This is a genomic window from Caldivirga sp., assembly GCF_023256255.1.
GTDB lineage: Archaea > Thermoproteota > Thermoprotei > Thermoproteales > Thermocladiaceae > Caldivirga.
Window position 1 is genome coordinate 16,921 of sequence record NZ_JAGDXD010000061.1, and the last position, 19,614, is coordinate 36,534.

General features: G+C 42.3%; 15 protein-coding genes and 2 pseudogenes. 9 read left to right on the forward strand and 8 right to left on the reverse strand.

Going from position 1 to position 19,614, the window contains the following annotated elements:
• Both Q0C29_RS09700 and Q0C29_RS09705 read right to left on the reverse strand, forming a co-directional pair.
• Positions 1-2,139 (reverse strand): ABC transporter substrate-binding protein (locus tag Q0C29_RS09700; protein ID WP_292000463.1); only part of this gene is annotated, 2,139 nt, incomplete at its 3' end.
• A 319-nt stretch (positions 2,140-2,458) separates the two neighbouring features.
• On the reverse strand, positions 2,459-3,523 hold the full coding sequence (locus Q0C29_RS09705) for a histidinol-phosphate transaminase (RefSeq protein ID WP_292000464.1): 1,065 nt from the start codon (positions 3,521-3,523) through the stop codon (positions 2,459-2,461).
• Between the two features lie 77 nt (positions 3,524-3,600).
• Between Q0C29_RS09705 and hisD the strand changes: the two genes are divergently transcribed.
• The 5 genes from hisD to Q0C29_RS09730 all read left to right on the forward strand — a co-directional run bounded on the left by hisD (position 3,601) and on the right by Q0C29_RS09730 (position 9,667).
• Positions 3,601-4,800, forward strand: coding sequence for a histidinol dehydrogenase (gene hisD, locus Q0C29_RS09710; RefSeq protein WP_292000465.1), 1,200 nt, complete (start codon positions 3,601-3,603; stop codon positions 4,798-4,800).
• Positions 4,801-5,010: 210 nt separating this feature from the next.
• A complete protein-coding gene (locus Q0C29_RS09715; protein WP_292000466.1) occupies positions 5,011-6,333 on the forward strand; it encodes an FAD-dependent oxidoreductase in 1,323 nt (440 codons plus the stop codon).
• Positions 6,334-6,386: 53 nt separating this feature from the next.
• Positions 6,387-7,475, forward strand: a complete 1,089-nt coding sequence (locus Q0C29_RS09720; protein ID WP_292000467.1) for a Xaa-Pro peptidase family protein — start codon at positions 6,387-6,389, stop codon at positions 7,473-7,475.
• Between the two features lie 244 nt (positions 7,476-7,719).
• A complete protein-coding gene (locus Q0C29_RS09725; RefSeq protein WP_292000468.1) occupies positions 7,720-8,409 on the forward strand; it encodes a helix-turn-helix domain-containing protein in 690 nt (229 codons plus the stop codon).
• A 202-nt stretch (positions 8,410-8,611) separates the two neighbouring features.
• Positions 8,612-9,667 carry a hypothetical protein gene (locus tag Q0C29_RS09730; protein WP_292000469.1) on the forward strand — a complete coding sequence of 352 codons (1,056 nt, stop codon included), beginning with the start codon at positions 8,612-8,614 and terminating at the stop codon, positions 9,665-9,667.
• A gap of 13 nt (positions 9,668-9,680) precedes the next feature.
• Here Q0C29_RS09730 and Q0C29_RS09735 read toward each other — a convergent pair whose 3' ends face one another.
• The 4 genes and pseudogenes from Q0C29_RS09735 to Q0C29_RS09750 all read right to left on the reverse strand — a co-directional run bounded on the left by Q0C29_RS09735 (position 9,681) and on the right by Q0C29_RS09750 (position 14,318).
• The gene (locus Q0C29_RS09735) at positions 9,681-10,481 is read right to left on the reverse strand and encodes an MqnA/MqnD/SBP family protein (protein WP_292000470.1); all 801 of its coding nucleotides are present in this window, start codon (positions 10,479-10,481) and stop codon (positions 9,681-9,683) included.
• Positions 10,482-10,662: 181 nt separating this feature from the next.
• Positions 10,663-11,895 (reverse strand): MFS transporter, encoded by a 1,233-nt coding sequence (locus Q0C29_RS09740; protein ID WP_292000471.1) that lies wholly within the window; start codon positions 11,893-11,895, stop codon positions 10,663-10,665.
• A 73-nt stretch (positions 11,896-11,968) separates the two neighbouring features.
• Positions 11,969-12,200, reverse strand: a pseudogene (locus tag Q0C29_RS09745) (excisionase family DNA-binding protein); the annotation flags it as partial.
• A gap of 228 nt (positions 12,201-12,428) precedes the next feature.
• Positions 12,429-14,318, reverse strand: coding sequence for an ATP-binding protein (locus tag Q0C29_RS09750; RefSeq protein ID WP_292000472.1), 1,890 nt, complete (start codon positions 14,316-14,318; stop codon positions 12,429-12,431).
• 161 nt (positions 14,319-14,479) lie between these two features.
• Here Q0C29_RS09750 and Q0C29_RS09755 point away from each other — a divergent pair, with 161 nt between their 5' ends.
• From Q0C29_RS09755 to Q0C29_RS09770, 4 genes are all read left to right on the forward strand, one after another.
• Positions 14,480-15,757: a DNA double-strand break repair nuclease NurA gene (locus Q0C29_RS09755; RefSeq protein WP_292000473.1), complete on the forward strand. Its 1,278-nt coding sequence runs from the start codon at positions 14,480-14,482 to the stop codon at positions 15,755-15,757.
• 109 nt (positions 15,758-15,866) lie between these two features.
• The gene (locus Q0C29_RS09760) at positions 15,867-16,280 is read left to right on the forward strand and encodes a secondary thiamine-phosphate synthase enzyme YjbQ (RefSeq protein WP_292000474.1); all 414 of its coding nucleotides are present in this window, start codon (positions 15,867-15,869) and stop codon (positions 16,278-16,280) included.
• Positions 16,277-17,173 (forward strand): DUF92 domain-containing protein, encoded by an 897-nt coding sequence (locus Q0C29_RS09765; RefSeq protein ID WP_292000475.1) that lies wholly within the window; start codon positions 16,277-16,279, stop codon positions 17,171-17,173. The genes Q0C29_RS09760 and Q0C29_RS09765 overlap by 4 nt, the downstream gene beginning before the upstream one ends.
• Before the next feature lie 120 nt (positions 17,174-17,293).
• Positions 17,294-17,635 carry a hypothetical protein gene (locus Q0C29_RS09770; RefSeq protein WP_292000476.1) on the forward strand — a complete coding sequence of 114 codons (342 nt, stop codon included), beginning with the start codon at positions 17,294-17,296 and terminating at the stop codon, positions 17,633-17,635.
• Here Q0C29_RS09770 and Q0C29_RS09775 read toward each other — a convergent pair whose 3' ends face one another.
• Positions 17,636-18,634, reverse strand: coding sequence for an acryloyl-coenzyme A reductase (locus tag Q0C29_RS09775; protein WP_292000477.1), 999 nt, complete (start codon positions 18,632-18,634; stop codon positions 17,636-17,638). It lies immediately after the preceding gene.
• 112 nt (positions 18,635-18,746) lie between these two features.
• A pseudogene (locus Q0C29_RS09780) lies at positions 18,747-19,614 on the reverse strand (ABC transporter substrate-binding protein); the annotation flags it as partial.

Consider the following 19,614-nt stretch of genomic DNA (forward strand, 5'->3'; position numbering starts at 1 on the left):
TGTTGAAGTGACTGTGGTGGTGGCTGTTGTTACGGCAGTGGTTGTTGTAGTTGTAGTAGTAGTTGATGTAGTTGTGGTAGTGGTTACTGGAGTATACGGAATATGGAAATACGAAGCAACACACTGCTGAACAGAAGTATCAGGATTCGGCAAACCAAGGAAGGCTGCTAACTGAGGATACTTAATCCATAGGCTACCATTGGCTATTGCCTGAGCTAAGGGTGGCACTTGTCCAGGTGGTGCCCATGCTCCGAAGAATGTACCTGCTAGGACTGTGTTCGGCCATCCAAACGGCATTCCAGATAAATCATTCTCATAAACTAACGTTTCTAGTGTATAGAATGGTAGGCATTGATAAGCCCACATTGGATCCATTAAACTCTTGGCATACTCAAGTGGTTCAATCTTCTCACCAAGCGGTATTACTGGGACATAATATGCATACCAACCAAAAAGCGTCTTAACGGCTAGTTTATATGGTTCACTTCCAGGTGCACCTGCACCGAAGAACATTTGCCAGTTGGTTAAGTTAATGTATCCGAATGTTGAGTTCACACACCATACTACTGTACTGTTTGGTAAATTAAGTGATGCTGGCGCAGTAACCGGTGTGCATGTACCATTAGGCCACTGGAATGGGAATACACTATGGTTACTGTAGGCCTGTATAGCAGAACCAAATACCCACCATGGCCAGTTTAAGAATGTCCAGGCACTATCAAGGCTCTTAACATAGGTCTTCCAAGTTATGGCCGCTTGGTATTGGCTTTGCGGTATTGTTGTACCCCAGTATACTCCAACATCTTGTCCTATTAGGCTTGCCTTGAAGCCGAAGGCCTGCAATTGCTCCACTGCATCACTAGCCATGGTCATCCAGTCAGTCCAACCACTTGGACCATAAACGTAAAGCGTTATTGGTGTTCCGTTGGGGAAGCTCCAGTAGCCGTTAACCTTCTTCAAGCCAAGGCTCTCAAGCATTTGAGCAGCCTTAGTTGGGTTATAGGAGCATGGTACCAGCACGTCACTGAAGCTTGATGGATACAGGTTAACGGTATATGATAATACGGGTTCTGGGTAGTAGTCTGGTAGGTTTAAGCCCCATGCAGCAACAACCTCACTCCTATTGATAACGTAACATAAGGCCTCCCTAAAGACTGGATTATTAAACGGCCAACCATACCAAGGATTAACAGTAATACCAAAGGCAGAGAAGTCAGGGCTTAAGTAAACACTAACAGTACCACTCTTATTAAGTGTAGCCACCTGCTGAAGTGACAGGCCTACGAAGCCCCAATTAGCCTTACCAGCCAGGAAGGCGCTCATAGCCTGAGTATTACCACCAACATACCAATCTATCGCAGTCGGATTATACAGGAACCAACTGTTTATCGGGAATACTTGCATCCATGCTGATAGTAGGCTTTGAGGCTCAAGGGTATAGTCAAAGTACGTTGTACTAATGTAGGATAGGTAATACGGGTTAAGACCCCAGTATGGTGCAACGAACTCCGTGACATTCACCGAGTACTTAGCCGCCTGAGTATAGTTCATTGTCTTGAGTTTATCTACTATTGGCTTCCACACCTCATATGGTGTGCTTATCCAGCTTGGAAGCATCCAATAAGGTATGAACGTTGTCCATTTCTGGAATAGGAACTGAATAGTATAATTATTAAGCACCCTAATATCCTCATCTGCAAGTGAATTATTAATCCATGGTGAATACCACCAGAAGGACTTCATACCAATGTAGAAGTAAGTATAGACATCCCACGCGGTAAAGGGCATTACAGCTGAACCATTAAACCAGTAGAGACCCTTCCTAAGGTAGATTGTGAATAATGCAGAACCATTAGGAAACAACTGAACAGTCCAATTCTCAGCCAAAACAGGATAGAATTTACCGGTGAACGGATTATAGAGAGCTAATGGTAAGTAAGTCATTACAGTACCTACAAGGTTACTTGGTGCATAAGGATTATACACTGGAGTGCCTGGAGTATAAATGACCGTTGTTGGAGCAGCAACTATTATTTGAGGAGGTGATGCTGCATAGACCACTTGGTTACCAAGGATTGCAGTAGCTAGAGTAACCACCGCTATTGATATTAACACGTAGGGGATTATTGATTTGGTCATCAGATAAGGACATACGTACCATATATTTAAACTTTATCCTAATTACTTAACCAGTAAGCTATACTTAATATCTATGTAGCTTAATAATATCTTTAGCTATTTAGAATATTTAGTATACTATAATATTTTATTTTAATTATTTCTAATATTATCTAGTGTATAATTAAGCAGACTTAGGTGGTACACCTATTGAGACAGTCATTATTTAAAGTAAGTAGCTGGCTAGGGTAGTTGTGGAATGGAGTGGAAACACCAAGACCTAGGCATGAGGGATAATGAAGTCAGGTGAAAACCATAATGAAAACTGAACTCTACTTCCCTAGGTTATGCTTTTTACTATTGCCTGTAGATTATTAATTAGCTCTTCGGCAATATTCATTGGTGGCACTGTGGTTCTTAGGCAATCCTCACAGAGTACCTTACCACTTAGGTTCCTAAGCACGAACCCCCTCTTGAATAATTCCTCGTACACTGCATCAGGCCTTAATGCGTGGAAGGTTATGAAGTTTGTTACTGAACTTAATGGCCTTAAGCCGATTTCGCTCATCCTCCTTATCATGAATTCCCTTACCTCAATCATTCTCTCTATACCCTCCTCCACATAGTGCTTAAGTTGAAGAGCCTTACTCAGCATGACTATTGATGGGTAGGGTATATTGTGTGGTAGTGATATTCTCCTAAGTCCCTCAATAACCTTCTCAGAACCAACAACATAACCTAGCCTAAGTCCAGCTAGGCCCCAGGCCTTGGAGAAGGTTCTAACTATGGCAATGTTGTCGTAGTGCTTAACCAAGTCCATTAGGGTTACCTTGGCGAAGTCGGCGTAAGCCTCATCAATAATTATCAGCGAGCTTAGCTTGGACGCTACGTATTCTACGTCGGCTCTGCTAAAGAGATTACCAGTTGGGTTATTTGGGTTACAAATGTAAATCACGTCTACACTAGCGCTGCTCTTAATGATGCTATTCACGTCAAGTTGATAATCCTGAGTGAGGAGTGTATCCTTAACCTTAATATTCATGGATTCAGCCAGGGCCCTAGGCATGGAGTAGGTCGGCTCCACCACCATTATACTTCCATTACCGTGGAGTGCCATTTGTATAAGAAGCCTAAGCCCCTCATCACCACCCGCCGTAGCGAATACATTATCCGCATTAACATTAATATGCTTAGCAATGATTTCGTTAAGCGTTGGGTTAAGGGGCTCGGTGTAGTACCTGATTAGATCAGGTTCCATTAATACGCTTAAAATGGTCTCGTAGTACTCTCTTGGTAAGAATAAGTTCTCGTTGAAATGCAACCTATACTTACTTAAACCCACGTTAGGTTCCTCGTAAAAACCAACCTTAAGAACCCTAGTCCATGAAGGCTGCTCACCAGTCACCTGAGGCCCACTAATTAATCTAAATAAGTGTTATTCAGGGCGCAATACATTATTAAGCAACAGGTCACTAGGGGTTTGTGAGGATTAGTAGGGGGGATTTACCCAGTTTCCTGAAGAGAATGACAAGCATGGATCAGTATGTTGAAAGGGTTAAGGGTATAGTTAATGATGTTAGGGAGCATGGTGATGAAGCATTACTTAGATTAACAAATGAACTTGATGGTGTCAGACTAGATGTAATTGAGCTGGGTCCAAACGAATTAATGGCCTTAGCCAATAGTATTGAGCAAAGCGTTAGGGTGGCGGTAGATGAGGCAATAGCCTCAGTGGAATCCTTTAATGGCAGGATTAAGCCAAGTAACGTTGAGGATTACCATAAGGGCTTGAGGAGGGGGATTAGGTGGGTATCCTTAAGTAGGGTTGGCTTGTATGTGCCTAAGGGTTACTTCTCAACACTAATTATGACTGGGGTATTAGCTAAGGTGGCTGGGGTTAATGAAATAATTGTTGCAACACCACCTAGGCGTGATGGCTTAATCGACCCTGAGGTGGCCTACGTAGCCCTTAGGCTAAACGCCAGGGTCTTCAGGATTGGTGGAGCCCAGGCAGTTGCAGCGTTAGCATTCGGTACGGAGTCAGTGCCTAAGGTTGATAAGATTGCTGGCCCCGGTAATGCGTATGTGCAGGCGGCTAAGCTACTGGTCTCTGAATACGTAGGCATTGATGGTGTTGAGGGTCCCACTGAATTAGTGACCTGTGCTGACCCAAGTATTAAACCAACCATAGTAGCCCTAGACCTAGCTGCCCAACTTGAGCATGCAGCAGCAGTGGGTGTGTTGGTTACTTGGAGTGAAGACTACTTAACTAAAGTTGAGAGTGAGTTAAGTAAGTTAACCAATGCGCCATATTTATCAACACTGGTGAATAAGCCTGATGAGTGCATTAATGTGATTAATGAGGTGGCGCCTGAACACGCATCAATATGGGGTGTCAAAGTACCCTTGGAGGAGATTAGAAATGCTGGTGCAGTATCATTTATGGCGCCCTCAGCCCTAATTGACTATATTGCTGGGCCAAGCCACGTCCTACCCACCAGTGGCTCAGCAAAGTGGAGGGGTGTTTTAACACCTATTGACTTCATGAAGCCGATAGCCTACATTGAACCCATTAGTAAAGTGGAGGCTAATGAACTTGGTAAATTAGGGGCAACACTAGGGTTGAGGGAAGGGTTTAGGAGACACTCTGAGGCATTAACCAACTGGGTTAATGAGGATTAAGCTACCCTTCATTAAATCCCCTTTCAATGAGTGTTCAAAACTACTAAACCCATTGTTACCGACTTAAGATTAATCCCTTATGCAGTAATTAACCCCACATCCCGCCTCCTGGAGATTAAAGGGGGTTCTTAGTAATAAATCAATTCATAGCTTCGTTATTCATGATGGAGTTTTAGGTACATTTAATAACCCATTCTCCACCTTTACCTGATGCGTATTGTAGTGATTGGTGGTGGGGCTGCTGGCATGAGTACTGCGTCAAGGATTAAGAGGATTAAGCCTGATTTCGACGTCATGGTGTTTGAATCATCAAACATGGTTAGCCATGCTCCATGCGGCATCCCCTACTTTTTAGAGGGTCTTTTTAACGATGAGTCACTCTTTATGCATTACACACCGGACTACTTCATTAATGTTAGGGGTATTAAGGTGAGGACTAATGTAAGTGTTGTTAAGGTGTATGATAACTTCATATTGACTAACACTGGTGAACGCGTGGAATGGGATTACTTAGTGTTAGCTACTGGGTCAATACCAAGGATTCCAAGCGCACATATTAGTGGCGACAGGGTATTCACAATTCACCATCCCTCTAGGGCCATGGAAACCAGGAAACTGCTTGAAAGTGCTAACACTGTTGGAATTGTAGGGTCTGGTTACATTGGTCTTGAGGTTGCTGAGGCAATGAGGGTTAAGGGTAAGGAGGTTATTATGGTGAGTAGGTCAAGCCACCCATTAAGTAGGTCACTTGATGGCGATATGAGTGTGTTAATTATTGATGAAATGGTTAGGAGCGGGGTTAAGGTTAAGTTAAATGAGAGTCTTATTGAAGTAAGTAAGCAGGGTGGTTCACAAGTCATTATGACTGATTCAGGTAAATATATTGTTGATGCTGTAGTGTTAGCTACCGGTGTAGTGCCTAATGTGGAGCTGGCTAACATGCTTAACTTGAGAATAGGGGAAACAGGGGCCGTATGGGTTAATGAACACATGATTACGAGTAATGAACGCATCTACGCAGTAGGTGATGTTGCGGAGACTATCAATGTAGTAACCGGTAAACCTTATTGGCATCCCTTCGGTACTACAGCTAATAAGATGGGTTACATAGCAGGTAGTAATATTGCTGGCTTAAGATTAAGGTTCCCTGGAGTAGCGGGTACATCAATGACAAGGTTCATGAACCTGTACGCGGCATCAACAGGCTTGACGGAGAGGGAAGCAATTAGGCATGGTTTAAAAGTAGCCTCAGTGATAATAAAGGCTGAAACAAGGGCTAGGTATTACCCGGGTCATGGGGAACTTACCGTTAAGTTAATTGCCGAAAGGGGTTCAGGTAGAATAATTGGTGGCCAATTCATTGGTAATGATGGTGGGCAAGTGCTTGGTAGAGTTAACACTTTGGCTTCATTAATATTAAAGAGGGCTACGGTGGAGGACCTATTTCTAAGTGACTTAGCTTACCTTCCTCCAGTCACCCAGGTTTGGGATCCATTAATCATAGCTGCACGGCAACTCTTTAATAAGCTATAGCCATTTAACCACACGTCAGTTACATTAATTAGGCAGTACTTGACATCAAGTTAATGGAGGCTAATCGATTCACTAGTAGGCTTAAGGCCTTCATGAATAAGGTTAAGAGTCTTGGGGTTGAATTAGCGGTAATCTCCACTCCAGTTAATATTAGGTACTTAACGGGTATTCGTATTGAAACCTTCGAGAGGCTTGGTGTTCTAATCGTCTGTGCGCGTAATGAGGAGTTAACGTTAGTTATACCTAAACTTGATGAGGGTAAGGTTAAGGGAACTGGTTTACGTTACTTAACTTACACTGACTTAGAGGGGCCTAGGGATACTGTTTGGAGGGTTGTTTCAGGCTGCGGTAAGGTTAATGTTGTTGGTTTCGAGTCTAACGCACAGTTAAAGTACTATTGGTTACTTAGAGGTATCCTAGGTGGCTTCAGGGATTTGGCAATTGATGACGTATTAACAAGCCTTAGGATTGTTAAGGATGAGGAAGAAGTTAGTAACATTAAGGCTGCGGTTAAGGCAATTGAGAAGGGGCTTAGGGCTGCGGAGGATTCACTTAAGGCTGGGGTGACTGAGGTTAAGCTGGCTGAGGTAATTAGGAGTGCTATTGCTGATGCTGGGGCTGAACCAATGGATATTCTCGTCCAGTCAGGTCCAAATTCAGCAATACCTCATTGGTTACCGGGCAGTAGACGCATTAGTGATAATGATGTTGTTGTAGTTGACTTAACCGCAACATACAATGATTATTACGGTGACTTAACAAGAACATTCACCGTAGGTAATGTTGATGGTGAATTTGCAAGGATATATAACCTAGTTAAGAGAGCCCATGATGAAGCCATAGCTGCGGTTAAAGAGGGTGTCACTGGGTCTTATATTGACTCAGTGGCTAGGAGTGTAATAAGGGAGGGGGGTTATGGTGACTACTTCATACATAGGACTGGCCATGGAATTGGGCTTGAGGTTCATGAGGAACCATACATAAGCAGCGATTACACTAAGGCATTACCAAGGGGTTCAGTATTTACTATAGAACCAGGCATATATCTACAGGGTAAGTTTGGGGTAAGGCTTGAAAGCAACATACTAATAAACAGTAATGGTATGGTTGAGGTCCTTGACTCATACTGGCCCGTGGTATGAGAGCCATTAAGCGTAATGTATTAGTAAAGTTCATGAAGCTCAGAGTCATAATAAACATTAAATAAGTAATTATGAATAAGGCTAGCTTAAATATGGTTTTATTCGCTATGGTGCTTCCTTGTAATTTTAATAATATATTATGGAAAATTGCCCATTAATTTCTTAATTTTATATTTGCAAATACCATGGCAACACTTATGAAACTTGAATAAAATTAAAAACATACTTTATACAATAAGTATACGTGATAACCGTAATTCATATAGCATTGTATCATTATGGGGATTGGACTGAATTAACGGAGAAGTATGTTATAGCAATTGATAATCCTTACTATGTGCCAATTCAATCAAAAGGTATTAACCTTGAATTATTTAGAATTAATGAAGGATACAGCTCATATGTTAAGGAATTGATAAATAGAATTAGGAATCATGGAAGTACAATAGTTAAGGTTATTAATGTGATTCCGGGTAAGGCATATACGGATACAGTAATGTATGGTGACTATGATAAGAGTATCAAATCTGTCTTTGTTAATAACATGTTCATAATAAGTTATTCAAGTTTCAAATATGGCTTAGAGTATTACACCGCAATACTGCCGCCCATTAAGGCTTCAGTAAGCAAGACTTTATCAGAGTTAAAGAGCCAACTTAAGGAGAAAGCTAATGTAATATCCCTTAAGCAGGAAAGGGTAAGTCGTTTACCTACGAAGATTGTCTCTGAGTTAACGCCAATGGAGAGGAATGTAATTAATACAGCGTATGAACTGGGCTTTTTCAATTATCCACGTGGTGTTAACCTCGATGATATAGCTAAGGAATTGGAATCATCAAAGGCAACCGTGGATTATCATCTAAGAAATGCTATAAGGAAAATCATTACTAATTACATGGGAAAGGAGAAGGAATTAGGCTGGGGACAGTACTAAATGCCTAGGCATGCCATGGGTTAGTTTACTTCTTCATCCGAATTTAGATTCATCATACTTCACTGGAATTAGGTAATACTCATATTTTTCTAATGTATTATTTTAATAATATAAGAATATTTAGAAAATAATTAATATGTGTCGTGAGTACTTTCAGTAGAATATACTAATACTTATAAGTGTTAACTAATAGTCATTACTAATGATTAGCAAACGCATGCTAATAATTGGATTAATACTCTCGCTTACATTACCTGGAAGTGTAACCAATGCTCAGACTGCCATATCAACCCCCAATTTCATTATTTATAATGAAGTAAACGCCAGCAGTGAATTCATCGGTAAATTGAGCTACTTTATTCAATACGTCTACAACGATTATGTTATTAATAATAGGTTAAGCATGATGCCGCCATGTAATGGTTCAAAGTATATTGTTTATATCACAAATAATGTAAGTGACCTAGGCGGGTACGTATCCTACGGTCCACTATGCATTAGTTACATTGAATTCAACAGTAACGCTAACATACCCTACTCAGTGTACTACACACTCCTCCACATGGTAAGTTACTTCGCTGAAGCCCCAGACTACGATTCAAAATGGTATGGCGTGGCTTCATCTGTGGGTTTAACTGAACGTCTTAGTCACATGTGCAATTACGTTAATTTATTTTTCATTAATAAATATTGGTTAAGAAACCCATACGATTACTTCAACCAGTACCCATACTATGGTGCATTCCCATATGGGGCATTATTCTATTGGTTAATGAACCAATACACGCCGCAATTCATACTAGCTATGACCCTTAACTCAACGCAGCCAACTAATACTTGGGTTAATGTTGAGTACGTAATTTTCCTAACATCAATAATTCATGGGGTTTACCTATGTGATACCTTATATAAGCCCACCTTCACCGTTATCAACCCTAATAGTACACTATACTTAGTGATGCCAGGTTTAACCGCAAGGTACTTTGTGGTGAATGGATTAATTAACGGTGCATTAACTATTAATGTTTATGGTAATGTAACAAGCGACCTAGTGATTAATGAGACAATATTTGTAACAAATGGTTCAGTCTACATAGCCCTAGTGAACCCAACCTTGAGCCAAGAATTAGTTAAGGCTGTGGTAACGTATCATGGAAGTACCATGAGTAGGGTCACTAACCAATACTTAATACTAGTACTGGCCGTAATGATGCTGTTCCTTACGATTATTCTCCTCACCCAATTAAGGAATCACTAGGACTTTAACCTACTTAAACCAAGGTGAAGTTAACTTCAGGTGTAAGCCCCTTCTCATGACCCCACTGTAGTAGGACTCTAATAGCCTTCTCCCCATCATTCCCAATATCTATGGTGTAGTTATTAACGTACATGTCTACGAACCTACCAGTATCACTCATGTTAAGTCCCCTTGAGAATCTCATGGCGTATTCAAGGGCCTCTTCCCTATGCTGTATAGCGTACTTTAAGGACTCAAGTAATGCATCCTTAATTAGCTTAACATTGCTCATGCCTAAGGATGACTTAACAACATCTAGGCCTAGGGGTGTAGGTAATCTGGTTTGCTCATACCACCACTCCCCTAAGTCCATTATGTTTCTTAAACCATACCTCTCATAGGTTATTTGACCCTCGTGAATCAGTACCCCAGCATCAACTGCACCACTAATTACAGCATCCATTATCCTATCAAAGGGCACCTCAACGGTCTTAACATTAGGCATGGCCAGCTTAAAGAGTAAAGTAGCCGTGGCGTAGGTTCCAGGCACGGCAACAAGTTCAATTTTACCACCCTTACCAACTACCACTGGGCCATACTTAAGCCCCATTGATGCACCAACCCTAAGCACATAGTACTTATCAGCCACATAAGCCAACGCATGAGTACTTATAGCAGTAACATCTAGCCTACCGTGTAGTGCAAGCTTATTTAAAGTCTCAATATCCACCAGGAACTCCTTTATTTTGAAGGGAAAGTTAACTTTACCTGCAGTTAATGCGTAAAACATGTATGCGTCATCCGGGTCAGGACTATGGCCAATTAACAACTCCATAGGTAAGTCTAACTTCTGCAGCTTTATAACCATTTACAGTGGATGCCTAGGAGTTTCATTAAAAATGAATGGAAGAAGCCTTACTTTTCAAGGCTGGGAAACAAAGGTAAGCATTAGGTAAGGCAAGGTTACGTTAAAGCTTGTTCTAAGGAGTAGTATTCATGGTAATTTCCAGATTCCACTAATCAACTACTATGCTTCTTACTCTATTACCTATCTTAACATCCTTAAAGAATCTCGTGTAGAAGTATATGTTGACGCCATTAATGATTACTGCTATTACAAATGGGACAGGTAATGCAATGTAGTCAATCATGACTCCACTGGATAATGTGGCAGCTGCAGATGGTAGTAACCTGGCTGCTTGATTAGCACCGGCTGTTGTGGATCTTGAGCCTTGACTAACCAGGCTCATCATTAACGCTGACTGTGCAGGTAATGACACAATCCTGAACATTACGTAAACTAAGTAGGCCACCATAGCTATGGTCACGTCATAGCTTAACACTGGTGAGAAGCGGTTAACGAAGGGTAATGTAACTAGGGCTGCAGTGGATATTGACCTCGTTAAAACCACGGTCTTAACGAAGCCAAGCCTATTAGTTATGACTGGCGTTAATAGTGATATTAATGCAGCGGCTAAGCCACCTAGGAAGAAAATATTCCCTATCTCCCCCTTAGGTATCTTAAGGAGTATTTCAAAAACTATGGGTAGGAAGGGTGTTACTAAGCCTTGCCCAATACCATTAAAGGCACCAGTTAACACGAACCTCCTAATAACCTTCCTATCGCTTTCATTCAACTTACCATTAATTGAACCACACTTCCCCTTAGCCACACCTTCACTGTACCTATCTCTAACGGGTAGTATTGTTAGGAATGATAATGTTGAAAGCACTAAGGCAATCATGAAGCCCTCCCTATAACTCAAGTGAGCCAATAATGCACCCACAGCCCCGGCTAAACCTGAGGCTAGGTTAAGTAGTGAATACACCATTGTCCTATTCTCCTCATTAGTCTTATCAGCTAACAATGCAGTCATCATGGGGGCTACAATAGCCCCGACGCTACCGCTTGCTAATGCCCCAGCAGTACCAAATCCACCTAATGCTGCTGCAACAATTAGTAAAGCGTAGTTTGAGGTTAATAGTAATATTGCAGTTGCAATTGGCAGAAATAGTAACGTTATTAATAGCATCCTCTTCCTCCCATAGCAATCGCCAAGCCTACCGAAGTACAGGCTCATTAAGGGCGTGGCGAAGGCGCCAACCCCGAAAAATATGCCTATTAATGTAGCGGATAGGTGCAGTACGTTATATAGGTAAAGCCCTGTAGTAACACCAAGGGCACCTGTAGCAATACTTCTAAGAACTCTAGATGACAATATGAGCACTAAGTCGCTTTTATCGTCCATGAATAATGCAGCATCAGTGACATTTTTAAAACTAACCCATTACCCAACCCTTTCTAACCTCTTAGATTGATTCACCAGGAGCCATATCTTTTAACACTTCACTACCCTGTAACCCCTTGCCGTAGCATGGTTTGTTAAGTAGCTTATTTGCCCAAGAACTTCCCCACCTCACTATAAGAAATCCTATACCTCCCACCCACAGTCTTCACAACCCTTATCTTCCCCTCCCTAATCCATCGTAGGAGCGTTGAGTATGATATTCCCAGCATCCGGCAAACCACCCTAGGCCCCAGCAGCCTCCCCACAAAATCAGTTAATAATGAATATAAAAAGAATTCTATCAACACGAAAAAGGATTCAGTCCAGAGGCAAGGTGGAGCGATAAATAGGAAACCCGCAAACAGTAGCTTACTGAATTGCAATATGTGTATGTTAATGTTGAGCGTATGATTAATGCATGAGTGCATTATGTAGATTCCTCGGTAACTTTAAAGCTCCTTAATCATATTGGGGCTATAGGTTAAATGCGAGTACTACTTACGCATTAATTCAGCCTCCTTCATGGCCTTCCTGAGCAGTAATGCTACTACGTGTTCGCAGGGTTTCATTGAATTCCTGCACTTGCTGCAGCTCCACACCTCATTCTTTAAGTCAACCTCAACCCTAGCGCCATTAACATACCCCCTGACCACTGATCCATCTAGTGATTCATCACTTATCTTGTCTAGGAGTAATTTGGCTCTCTCTATTGTTAACTTAGGTATCCTTAAGCCCATCATCCTGCTTACTTCATTCTCGTAATTTTCATCATTCTTAACGCCCCAGTACTTATCTAGGTTTATGTCGCCACCACCGTATTCAAGTACCCTATTCCTGAGCTTCACTACTATTGGTACTTGACCACCAACCATTGGACCCATTATGAGTGACTCACCAATATTCAATGATGCAAGTATCTTATCTAAGTTACTGTTCATCAATTCCCCCGCCTCAAGTAATGCTTCCCTATCCTTAGGGTTCACTATCCTGAGTAATGCGTAATTCTGCACTTGGCTCAGTATATCTTGGTCAATCTTAGATGGCCTTTGGGTTATTAGCACTAGGAACACGCCGAACTTCCTGCCCTCCATTGCTATCCTGGAGAGTATGCTATATGTTAATGTCCTTCTACCGTTACCTGGGGCGAAACGGTGCGCCTCCTCAACAACAATCACCACTGGGTAGGGGTACTTGGGTCCAGGTAACCTTCTCACGTAGTTTATCCTAGCTTTAAGAACCCTATTGAGTATACTGTATGCTACATGGTCCTGAACCGAGTCATCTAAACCCGCTAGATTAATCACTGATGCATGCCTAGCCTTAAGTAATTTAAGTAACCGTGTGCTTAAGGGTGAGTAAACCCCAAGTCTCCTAAGTTTCCTAACATACCTCCTAGCCGCTAATGCTGCATGACGACCCGCTGATTCGTTAGTTAGGTTATTAAGCTCAGAGAGAACCATGCTGAGTCTCCTGAAGTACTTGTTACCATTCAGGTTACTTGTAGGGTACTTGGTTCCAAATAAACTCTGCAGCATGCCTACCTGTATTCTTCTACCTGAGGCTACTTGAGCCAGCACCTTCTCCATGTTCCTTAACGTCGCCAACTTGGGGTCACCATAGGCCTTAGCCGCCAACTTAACGCAACGGTGAGCCAGGGAGAAGGCTTCCCTAACCCTAATCGCCTTATCATCAATACCTGACACTGAGGCTATGTGGTCAGGGTCAGCCACCATTAACCCAACCCTATAGGTTAAGTCACCGATATGCTGTTTAGAAAGTTTAAAGATTGTTAACCCAACGTTATCCATTTTACTCACAGTCTCCTTAGCCTTAACGTACTCACCATGTGGATCCAGGATTAGCACAGTAGCGCCTAGTTTCAATAACTCCTCAATAACCAATACACTAAGCCAAGTCTTACCATTACCAGTAGCCCCTATTATAGCCATGTGCCTACTAATCGCCTTTTCATTTAAGCAAACTTTAACATCCTGCATGCTTGCTAAGTAACCTATGCATAACCTACCCCTCAGGCCTAAGTATGATTTAACCAGTTCAGGATCAGCCTGATAAACTGGGGTGGACACTGGTGGTGGTGCTTCAGGTAGCTTCAGTAGATCCCCAGTCTTCTTACCTATTATGAGTAGCTTAACTAGGACAGTCTCCACGGGCTTAACCCCATCATTGAAGACCACTGGTGCCAGGGAGTCACTGACCCTGTATAATTCACGGTTTATTCCAGTTACCTGAGCCAGGACTTTTGCATCACCATGGTTATAGTAGACGTAGTCAAATAATTTAATGTCATCAGCATGCCTTGGGTTAGCGATTACCGTTAATTCATCCACGCCATTATTGCCAATGATGTAACCCACTGGTTCCATTCAAGTAATCCACATTGCATGTATTATTAAGTATTATTAGTAAGTAGAGTGTGGGATTCCCTTTAAGTTTAAGTTCCTCAAGTACTGGCGTTAAACAATAGTTCACTAATACTTTAAGACTATACGGAACAGTGAAATAACTCAGTGCAGTTAATTATTCAGTGCCCGACATATTCATGGACTTACTTATTAAGGAACTCAACTCAGTGTCAAGTGAAGTGGAGGGTATTGAGAACAACTTAATCGGCTTAGATGAGACTGTGGATCCACTGTGGATTAAGGTTAATGCCTCAAGCGGCTTCACGAAGACTGTGGCTGTTGATGGTGGGTTACAGGAAGTTAAGTTAAGCAACGGTTACTCACTCAGTATGGCTAGGGCTATTGCGGTCAACAACATGGGTGTTGAACCGATTAGAACCGTTAAGGTATCCCTATTCCCTGAGTCATCACCTGGTGGCATACTAACAATGGGTGTGCTTGAAGTTAATGCAGCCTTAAGGGCTATTAATGAATACGGTGGGTTAAGGTTCGTGCTCATGGATGGTTCACTGTTCGCTAAAATACTTGAAGCACTTCACATAATACTGTTGGGCAGGAACATTGGTGAAATATATGCTATACCTGAGGCGGTGAATTTAATTAACGCCACCTCCAGGTTAATTAATGAGGCAGTTAAGAGGGGGATTAAACTCCTCTTCATTAGTAAGGATAATAGCCTCAGGGTGTATAAGGAGTATTTAATTCTAAGAAGGTTAAGTGAAAGTAAGGTTACTCAGCTTAGGGAGCTGGCTAGTGAAGGGTTGAATTACTACTCAGTCACTTGGTCAAGGGTACTGAGGGCACGTTTCTTCAAACTAATGAAGAACCTTGGGGGGAGCAAGGAATCTCAGTTAATAAGTATGCTTCTTAATCAATCAGTAAGTGACTCAATAATACTCTTATCGTCATTACGTAGGGTTAACTTGAATCACGGTATAGTGAAACCCATGATAATAAGCGGTGGTTTAAGTCCACGACTAAGCCGTCTAACTGAATCAGACCTAGATTCCCTAATAGAGAGGAGACTTAATGAGTCATTGATAATGAGGGGGATTAAGCCAAGTCTAGATTCCTCAACATTAATTAACCTACCTCAAGTAGCCTTAACCTACGTAGCGGTCTCCCCGAATGATTCACCAATACTCGTGGAATTACCTGTAATGGATGGTGGCTTCCTGCAGAGACCCAAGATTAGGGATCCTACCAACGTCAGTGAACTCATTGAAGTTTCAGGGCTAATCATTAGCGATTACGTTGACCCAGTTAGGTATAATGGCCTATTAACGTTGGCTCACGTTTACGCCAACTTCACTGTTAACCAATTAAGCGAATACATGGCTATACTTCAAAGTAAGCTTGGGTTAAGGTTCTCAAGGAGACTTGGCCTAACAATACTTTAAGGCTCCATTACGGAGTATTATTGAACAAGGAATGACGAATGAATTAAAGGACTCATGGTTAATTAGGACTGGAAGCATTTAAAAATGATTAAGCAATCACTATAGTCTAATGAAAGTCTTCGTAAAAGAGCTTAGGTACACTTCCAGGAGGCAGGTTGAGGTCATTGACATCACCAGTGACGTTGAGAATGCTGTTAATGAGAGTGGGGTTAAGAATGGTATTGTTTTAGTCTTTGCCCCCCATGCCACAGCAGCGATTATACTTAATGAGGATGAGAGTGGGTTGCTTAAGGATATTGAGGATAAGATTCTTGAATTATTCCCAAGAAGGGGGAATTATAGGCATAATTTAATTGATGATAATGCTAACTCGCACTTAGCAAGCGCCTTCCTGGGGCAGGGTAAGGTAATACCCCTTGTTAATGGTTCATTAATAAGGGGCACTTGGCAGAACATACTCCTGGTTGAGCTTGATGGACCCAGGGCTAGTAGGAGGGTGATGGTTGAGGTGATTGGTGAGTGAACAACATTGAAGTATTGGTGACTTACCTAATAATAGGTTTATCAGCGTCAATAGCCTTAAGCATCATTGCTGTTAAGGCTAAGGTAATAAGGAGAAGCGCCATACCTCAATCAGTGCTTGTCGGTACCCTAGTAACCTTATCAGGGCCTCCATCAGTCCTCCTCTTCATCCTATTCCTCCTATACGCAACAATAGTCACTAGACTAGGTAAGGAACCTAAGGTTAAGCTCGGCATAGCCTACGACCTAGAGGGTAGGGGGGCGCGTCAAGTTGCTGCAGTGGGCTTTACACCATCAATAATGGCCATGGTGAGTTCAGTCACGTATGCAATAGGCTTGGTAACAGTAGCCAAGATATTCTTAGTATCCTACGTAGCGTCCTTAGCGGCAACATCAGCTGACACGTGGGCTAGTGAAATTGGGGTACTTTCTAAGAGTGAACCGTTCTTAATCATAATGCCTAAGGCTAAGGTGACGCCAGGTACATCTGGTGCGGTTACGTTGCTTGGAGAGTTAAGTTCACTGGCTGGTTCAACAGCAATTGCCTTAACCTACTTAGTCTTAGCTGTAGTATTCAATAGGTCACCTGGTTGGATCAAGTTCAACTGGGATACAGTTAACCCATCAATGCAAGTAATCCTACTGGTACTTGCGCTGGGTTACCTTGGGGAGGTTATGGATAGTTTACTGGGCGCCTTAACGCAACCTAAGTATTACTGCGATAGGTGCAGTATGGTTACTGAGCAGGAGATCCACACGTGTGGGAGTAAGACTAGGTTAATTTATAATCCTAGGATTAAGTTGAGTAACGAGGACGTTAACCTATTAACTAGCCTAATAGTAGCCGTTATTGCGGTGCTGGTTAGTTTAACATTCAGCCGTTTATTAGGTTAATTAACCAGCTTAGTTACCTTTAGCACGTATATTCAGGAATCATACTCCTGAGTATTCAGGACTAGATAACGTATACTTAGTGAATCATACCTTGTTAAATAGGGGGATTCCAGTTAATTCATGGCTCAGGAACGCGCAAACTACCCCTCTGACTTTAGGGAGGTTGAAAGGTGGGTTAGTGAGGCCCTCTACAGGTCAATTAGCAGAGCCATGGGTACCTGCGTCAGCTTCACACCTAAGACACTGCTTGAGTACATTAATAAGGAGAACGTTATACCAGTCGTCCTGACCCTAATTAAGCATATCCTTGAGGAGCTTTATAGGCATGGATTACTGGAGAAGGATCAAAGTAGAAGCATTGTTAGGTACAGGGTATGTAGGAACAGCCCACTGTGGAACCTAGCCAAGGATAGTCAGGACCCGTCAAAAATACTGACCCTCCTAATGACCATAGTGGAGTAGTTAAGGCGCTAGCAGTATTTTACCTATCCTGGACCCGGATTGAAGAGCATTAAGGGCTCTTCCAAAGTCCTGTAGCGGATACTTAGCGGCTACAATCGGCTCCAGCCTACTTAACCTAGCCATATTGAACACTGAAACTACATCACTCCTATTAGCCGCTATATTACTCACTATGGTTATGTCCTTAAGTATTACATAACCCAACCTTAATTGGTATGATTCATCAGGGTTCACATTACCCACAAGCAGCATCCTACCACCAATTCTAAGACTCCTCAAGGATTCACCAATAGTGGGTGTGCCCACTGTTTCAATTACTACATCCACACCATCACTTATGCTCCTTTTAACCTCCTCACTAAACCTTGAACCAACAATAACACTATCAGCAAACCTACCTAAAACCTCAGCCTTCTCCTCATGACTGGTGACGGCTATTACCCTAGCCCCCATGGCCTTGGCAAGTTGAATAGCATGAACACCAACACCACCACCTGCGCCAGTTACAAGCACAGTCTCACCAATGCTTAACCCAATCCTCCTAAGCCCCTTATGAATCATGGCTAATACACACGGTGTCAAGACAGCTAACTCATCACTAACCCAGTCAGGTACCTTAACCAATGAGTTACCAGTGACCCTAGCATACTCAGTGAAGAAACCATCAATCTCCTCACCGAAGCTGAGCCTACTCCTACAGTAAGCCTCCTCTCCCCTTAGGCACATGTCACATGCACCATCCACACTGTGAAGTATGGGTACAACCCTATCACCAGGCTTAAACCTAGCATCATTAGACTCCTCAACAACACCCACAGCCTCATGGCCGAGCACCACAGGGTACTTCATCCTTGGGTAATAACCCCTCAACTGGAGGAGGTCCCTATAACACAATGCAGCATACTTAATTTTAACAAGAACCTCACCAACCCCTGGAACCGGCTTAGGTAATTCCATAACATTAAACTTACCCTTCTCAGTCACTACAATTGACTTCACGGGCTAGCCAGTACCCAGTATTATTAAGTATTTAATGTTAATTAAACTGCAATGTGCTTAAAGAATTGGATAAATAAAGATTATTTTAATTTTAAAGTAAGAGGTAATTAACTTACCTCCTTCTTAACGCTATTACTGCAGCCACTGCCGCTATGACTACTACGATTACTATTATTCCCGCTATTATTGTTGCGCTTACTACTGGTTTCGCCACAGTCACTGTACTAACTGTTGTTACTGTGGTTGGTGTCGCCGTGGTCACTGTTGTTGTTGCCGTAGTGGTGACTGGAATCGTTGAAGTAGTAGTGTAAGTCGTAGTAGTGCCACTGACCACGGTAGTGGAGGTGACAACAGTAGTAGTGGAAACAACGGTAGAAGTAACAACAGGGGTAGTGGAGGTGACGGTGGGTGTCTTAAAGGATACGTGAGTTAAGAGTGCATACCATCCTGGTGTCTCATGCTGCTCTAGGTTAATCCAAATTGACGAGTCATTAACAGGCCAGTTAATGTACTGAGTATTAACGAAGACAACACTGGTACTCCAATCTAACTGAATAAACCATGGGTACTTATTAATACCCCACATGGTGTCCGCAATGCATTGAAATAGCCTAGGTGGCGTTACAGCTTGGTAACATACTTGAGCTAGGCTAACTGAGGTTCCATTAGGGAAAACGATAACATTATCCCAATGGGTAATATTATACGTTGCAGTTGGACCGGAGAAGTAGTTGCTTTCAGGGAAGAATGACGGAATATACGGTGAATAGGAGTCACTGTAGTAGGAGAAGAATAAGTCATATTTACCCTGGGCCACAATAGTCTTATATTCTGAACTTGGGAAAACAACCACCGTTGTTGGTATTCCGAAGCTTGTTAATGCGCTTGCTATTTCATTAGCTAACGTTAACTGTGGTGGTGCTGCCCCTGACCCTATGTATATTGTTAGTGTGAATTCTGAGCCATTAGGCGTGTACCAT

What these genes read in the sequence shown, in the direction of transcription:
- Q0C29_RS09715 (WP_292000466.1), top strand. Translation starts at nt 5,011, where the DNA reads ATGCGTATTGTAGTGATTGGTGGTGGGGCTGCTGGCATGAGTACTGCG.
- Q0C29_RS09720 (WP_292000467.1), top strand. Translation starts at nt 6,387, where the DNA reads ATGGAGGCTAATCGATTCACTAGTAGGCTTAAGGCCTTCATGAATAAG.
- Q0C29_RS09730 (WP_292000469.1), top strand. Translation starts at nt 8,612, where the DNA reads ATGATTAGCAAACGCATGCTAATAATTGGATTAATACTCTCGCTTACA.
- Q0C29_RS09735 (WP_292000470.1), bottom strand. Translation starts at nt 10,481, where the DNA reads ATGGAGTTGTTAATTGGCCATAGTCCTGACCCGGATGACGCATACATG.
- Q0C29_RS09740 (WP_292000471.1), bottom strand. Translation starts at nt 11,895, where the DNA reads ATGGACGATAAAAGCGACTTAGTGCTCATATTGTCATCTAGAGTTCTT.
- Q0C29_RS09750 (WP_292000472.1), bottom strand. Translation starts at nt 14,318, where the DNA reads ATGGAACCAGTGGGTTACATCATTGGCAATAATGGCGTGGATGAATTA.
- Q0C29_RS09760 (WP_292000474.1), top strand. Translation starts at nt 15,867, where the DNA reads ATGAAAGTCTTCGTAAAAGAGCTTAGGTACACTTCCAGGAGGCAGGTT.
- Q0C29_RS09770 (WP_292000476.1), top strand. Translation starts at nt 17,294, where the DNA reads ATGGCTCAGGAACGCGCAAACTACCCCTCTGACTTTAGGGAGGTTGAA.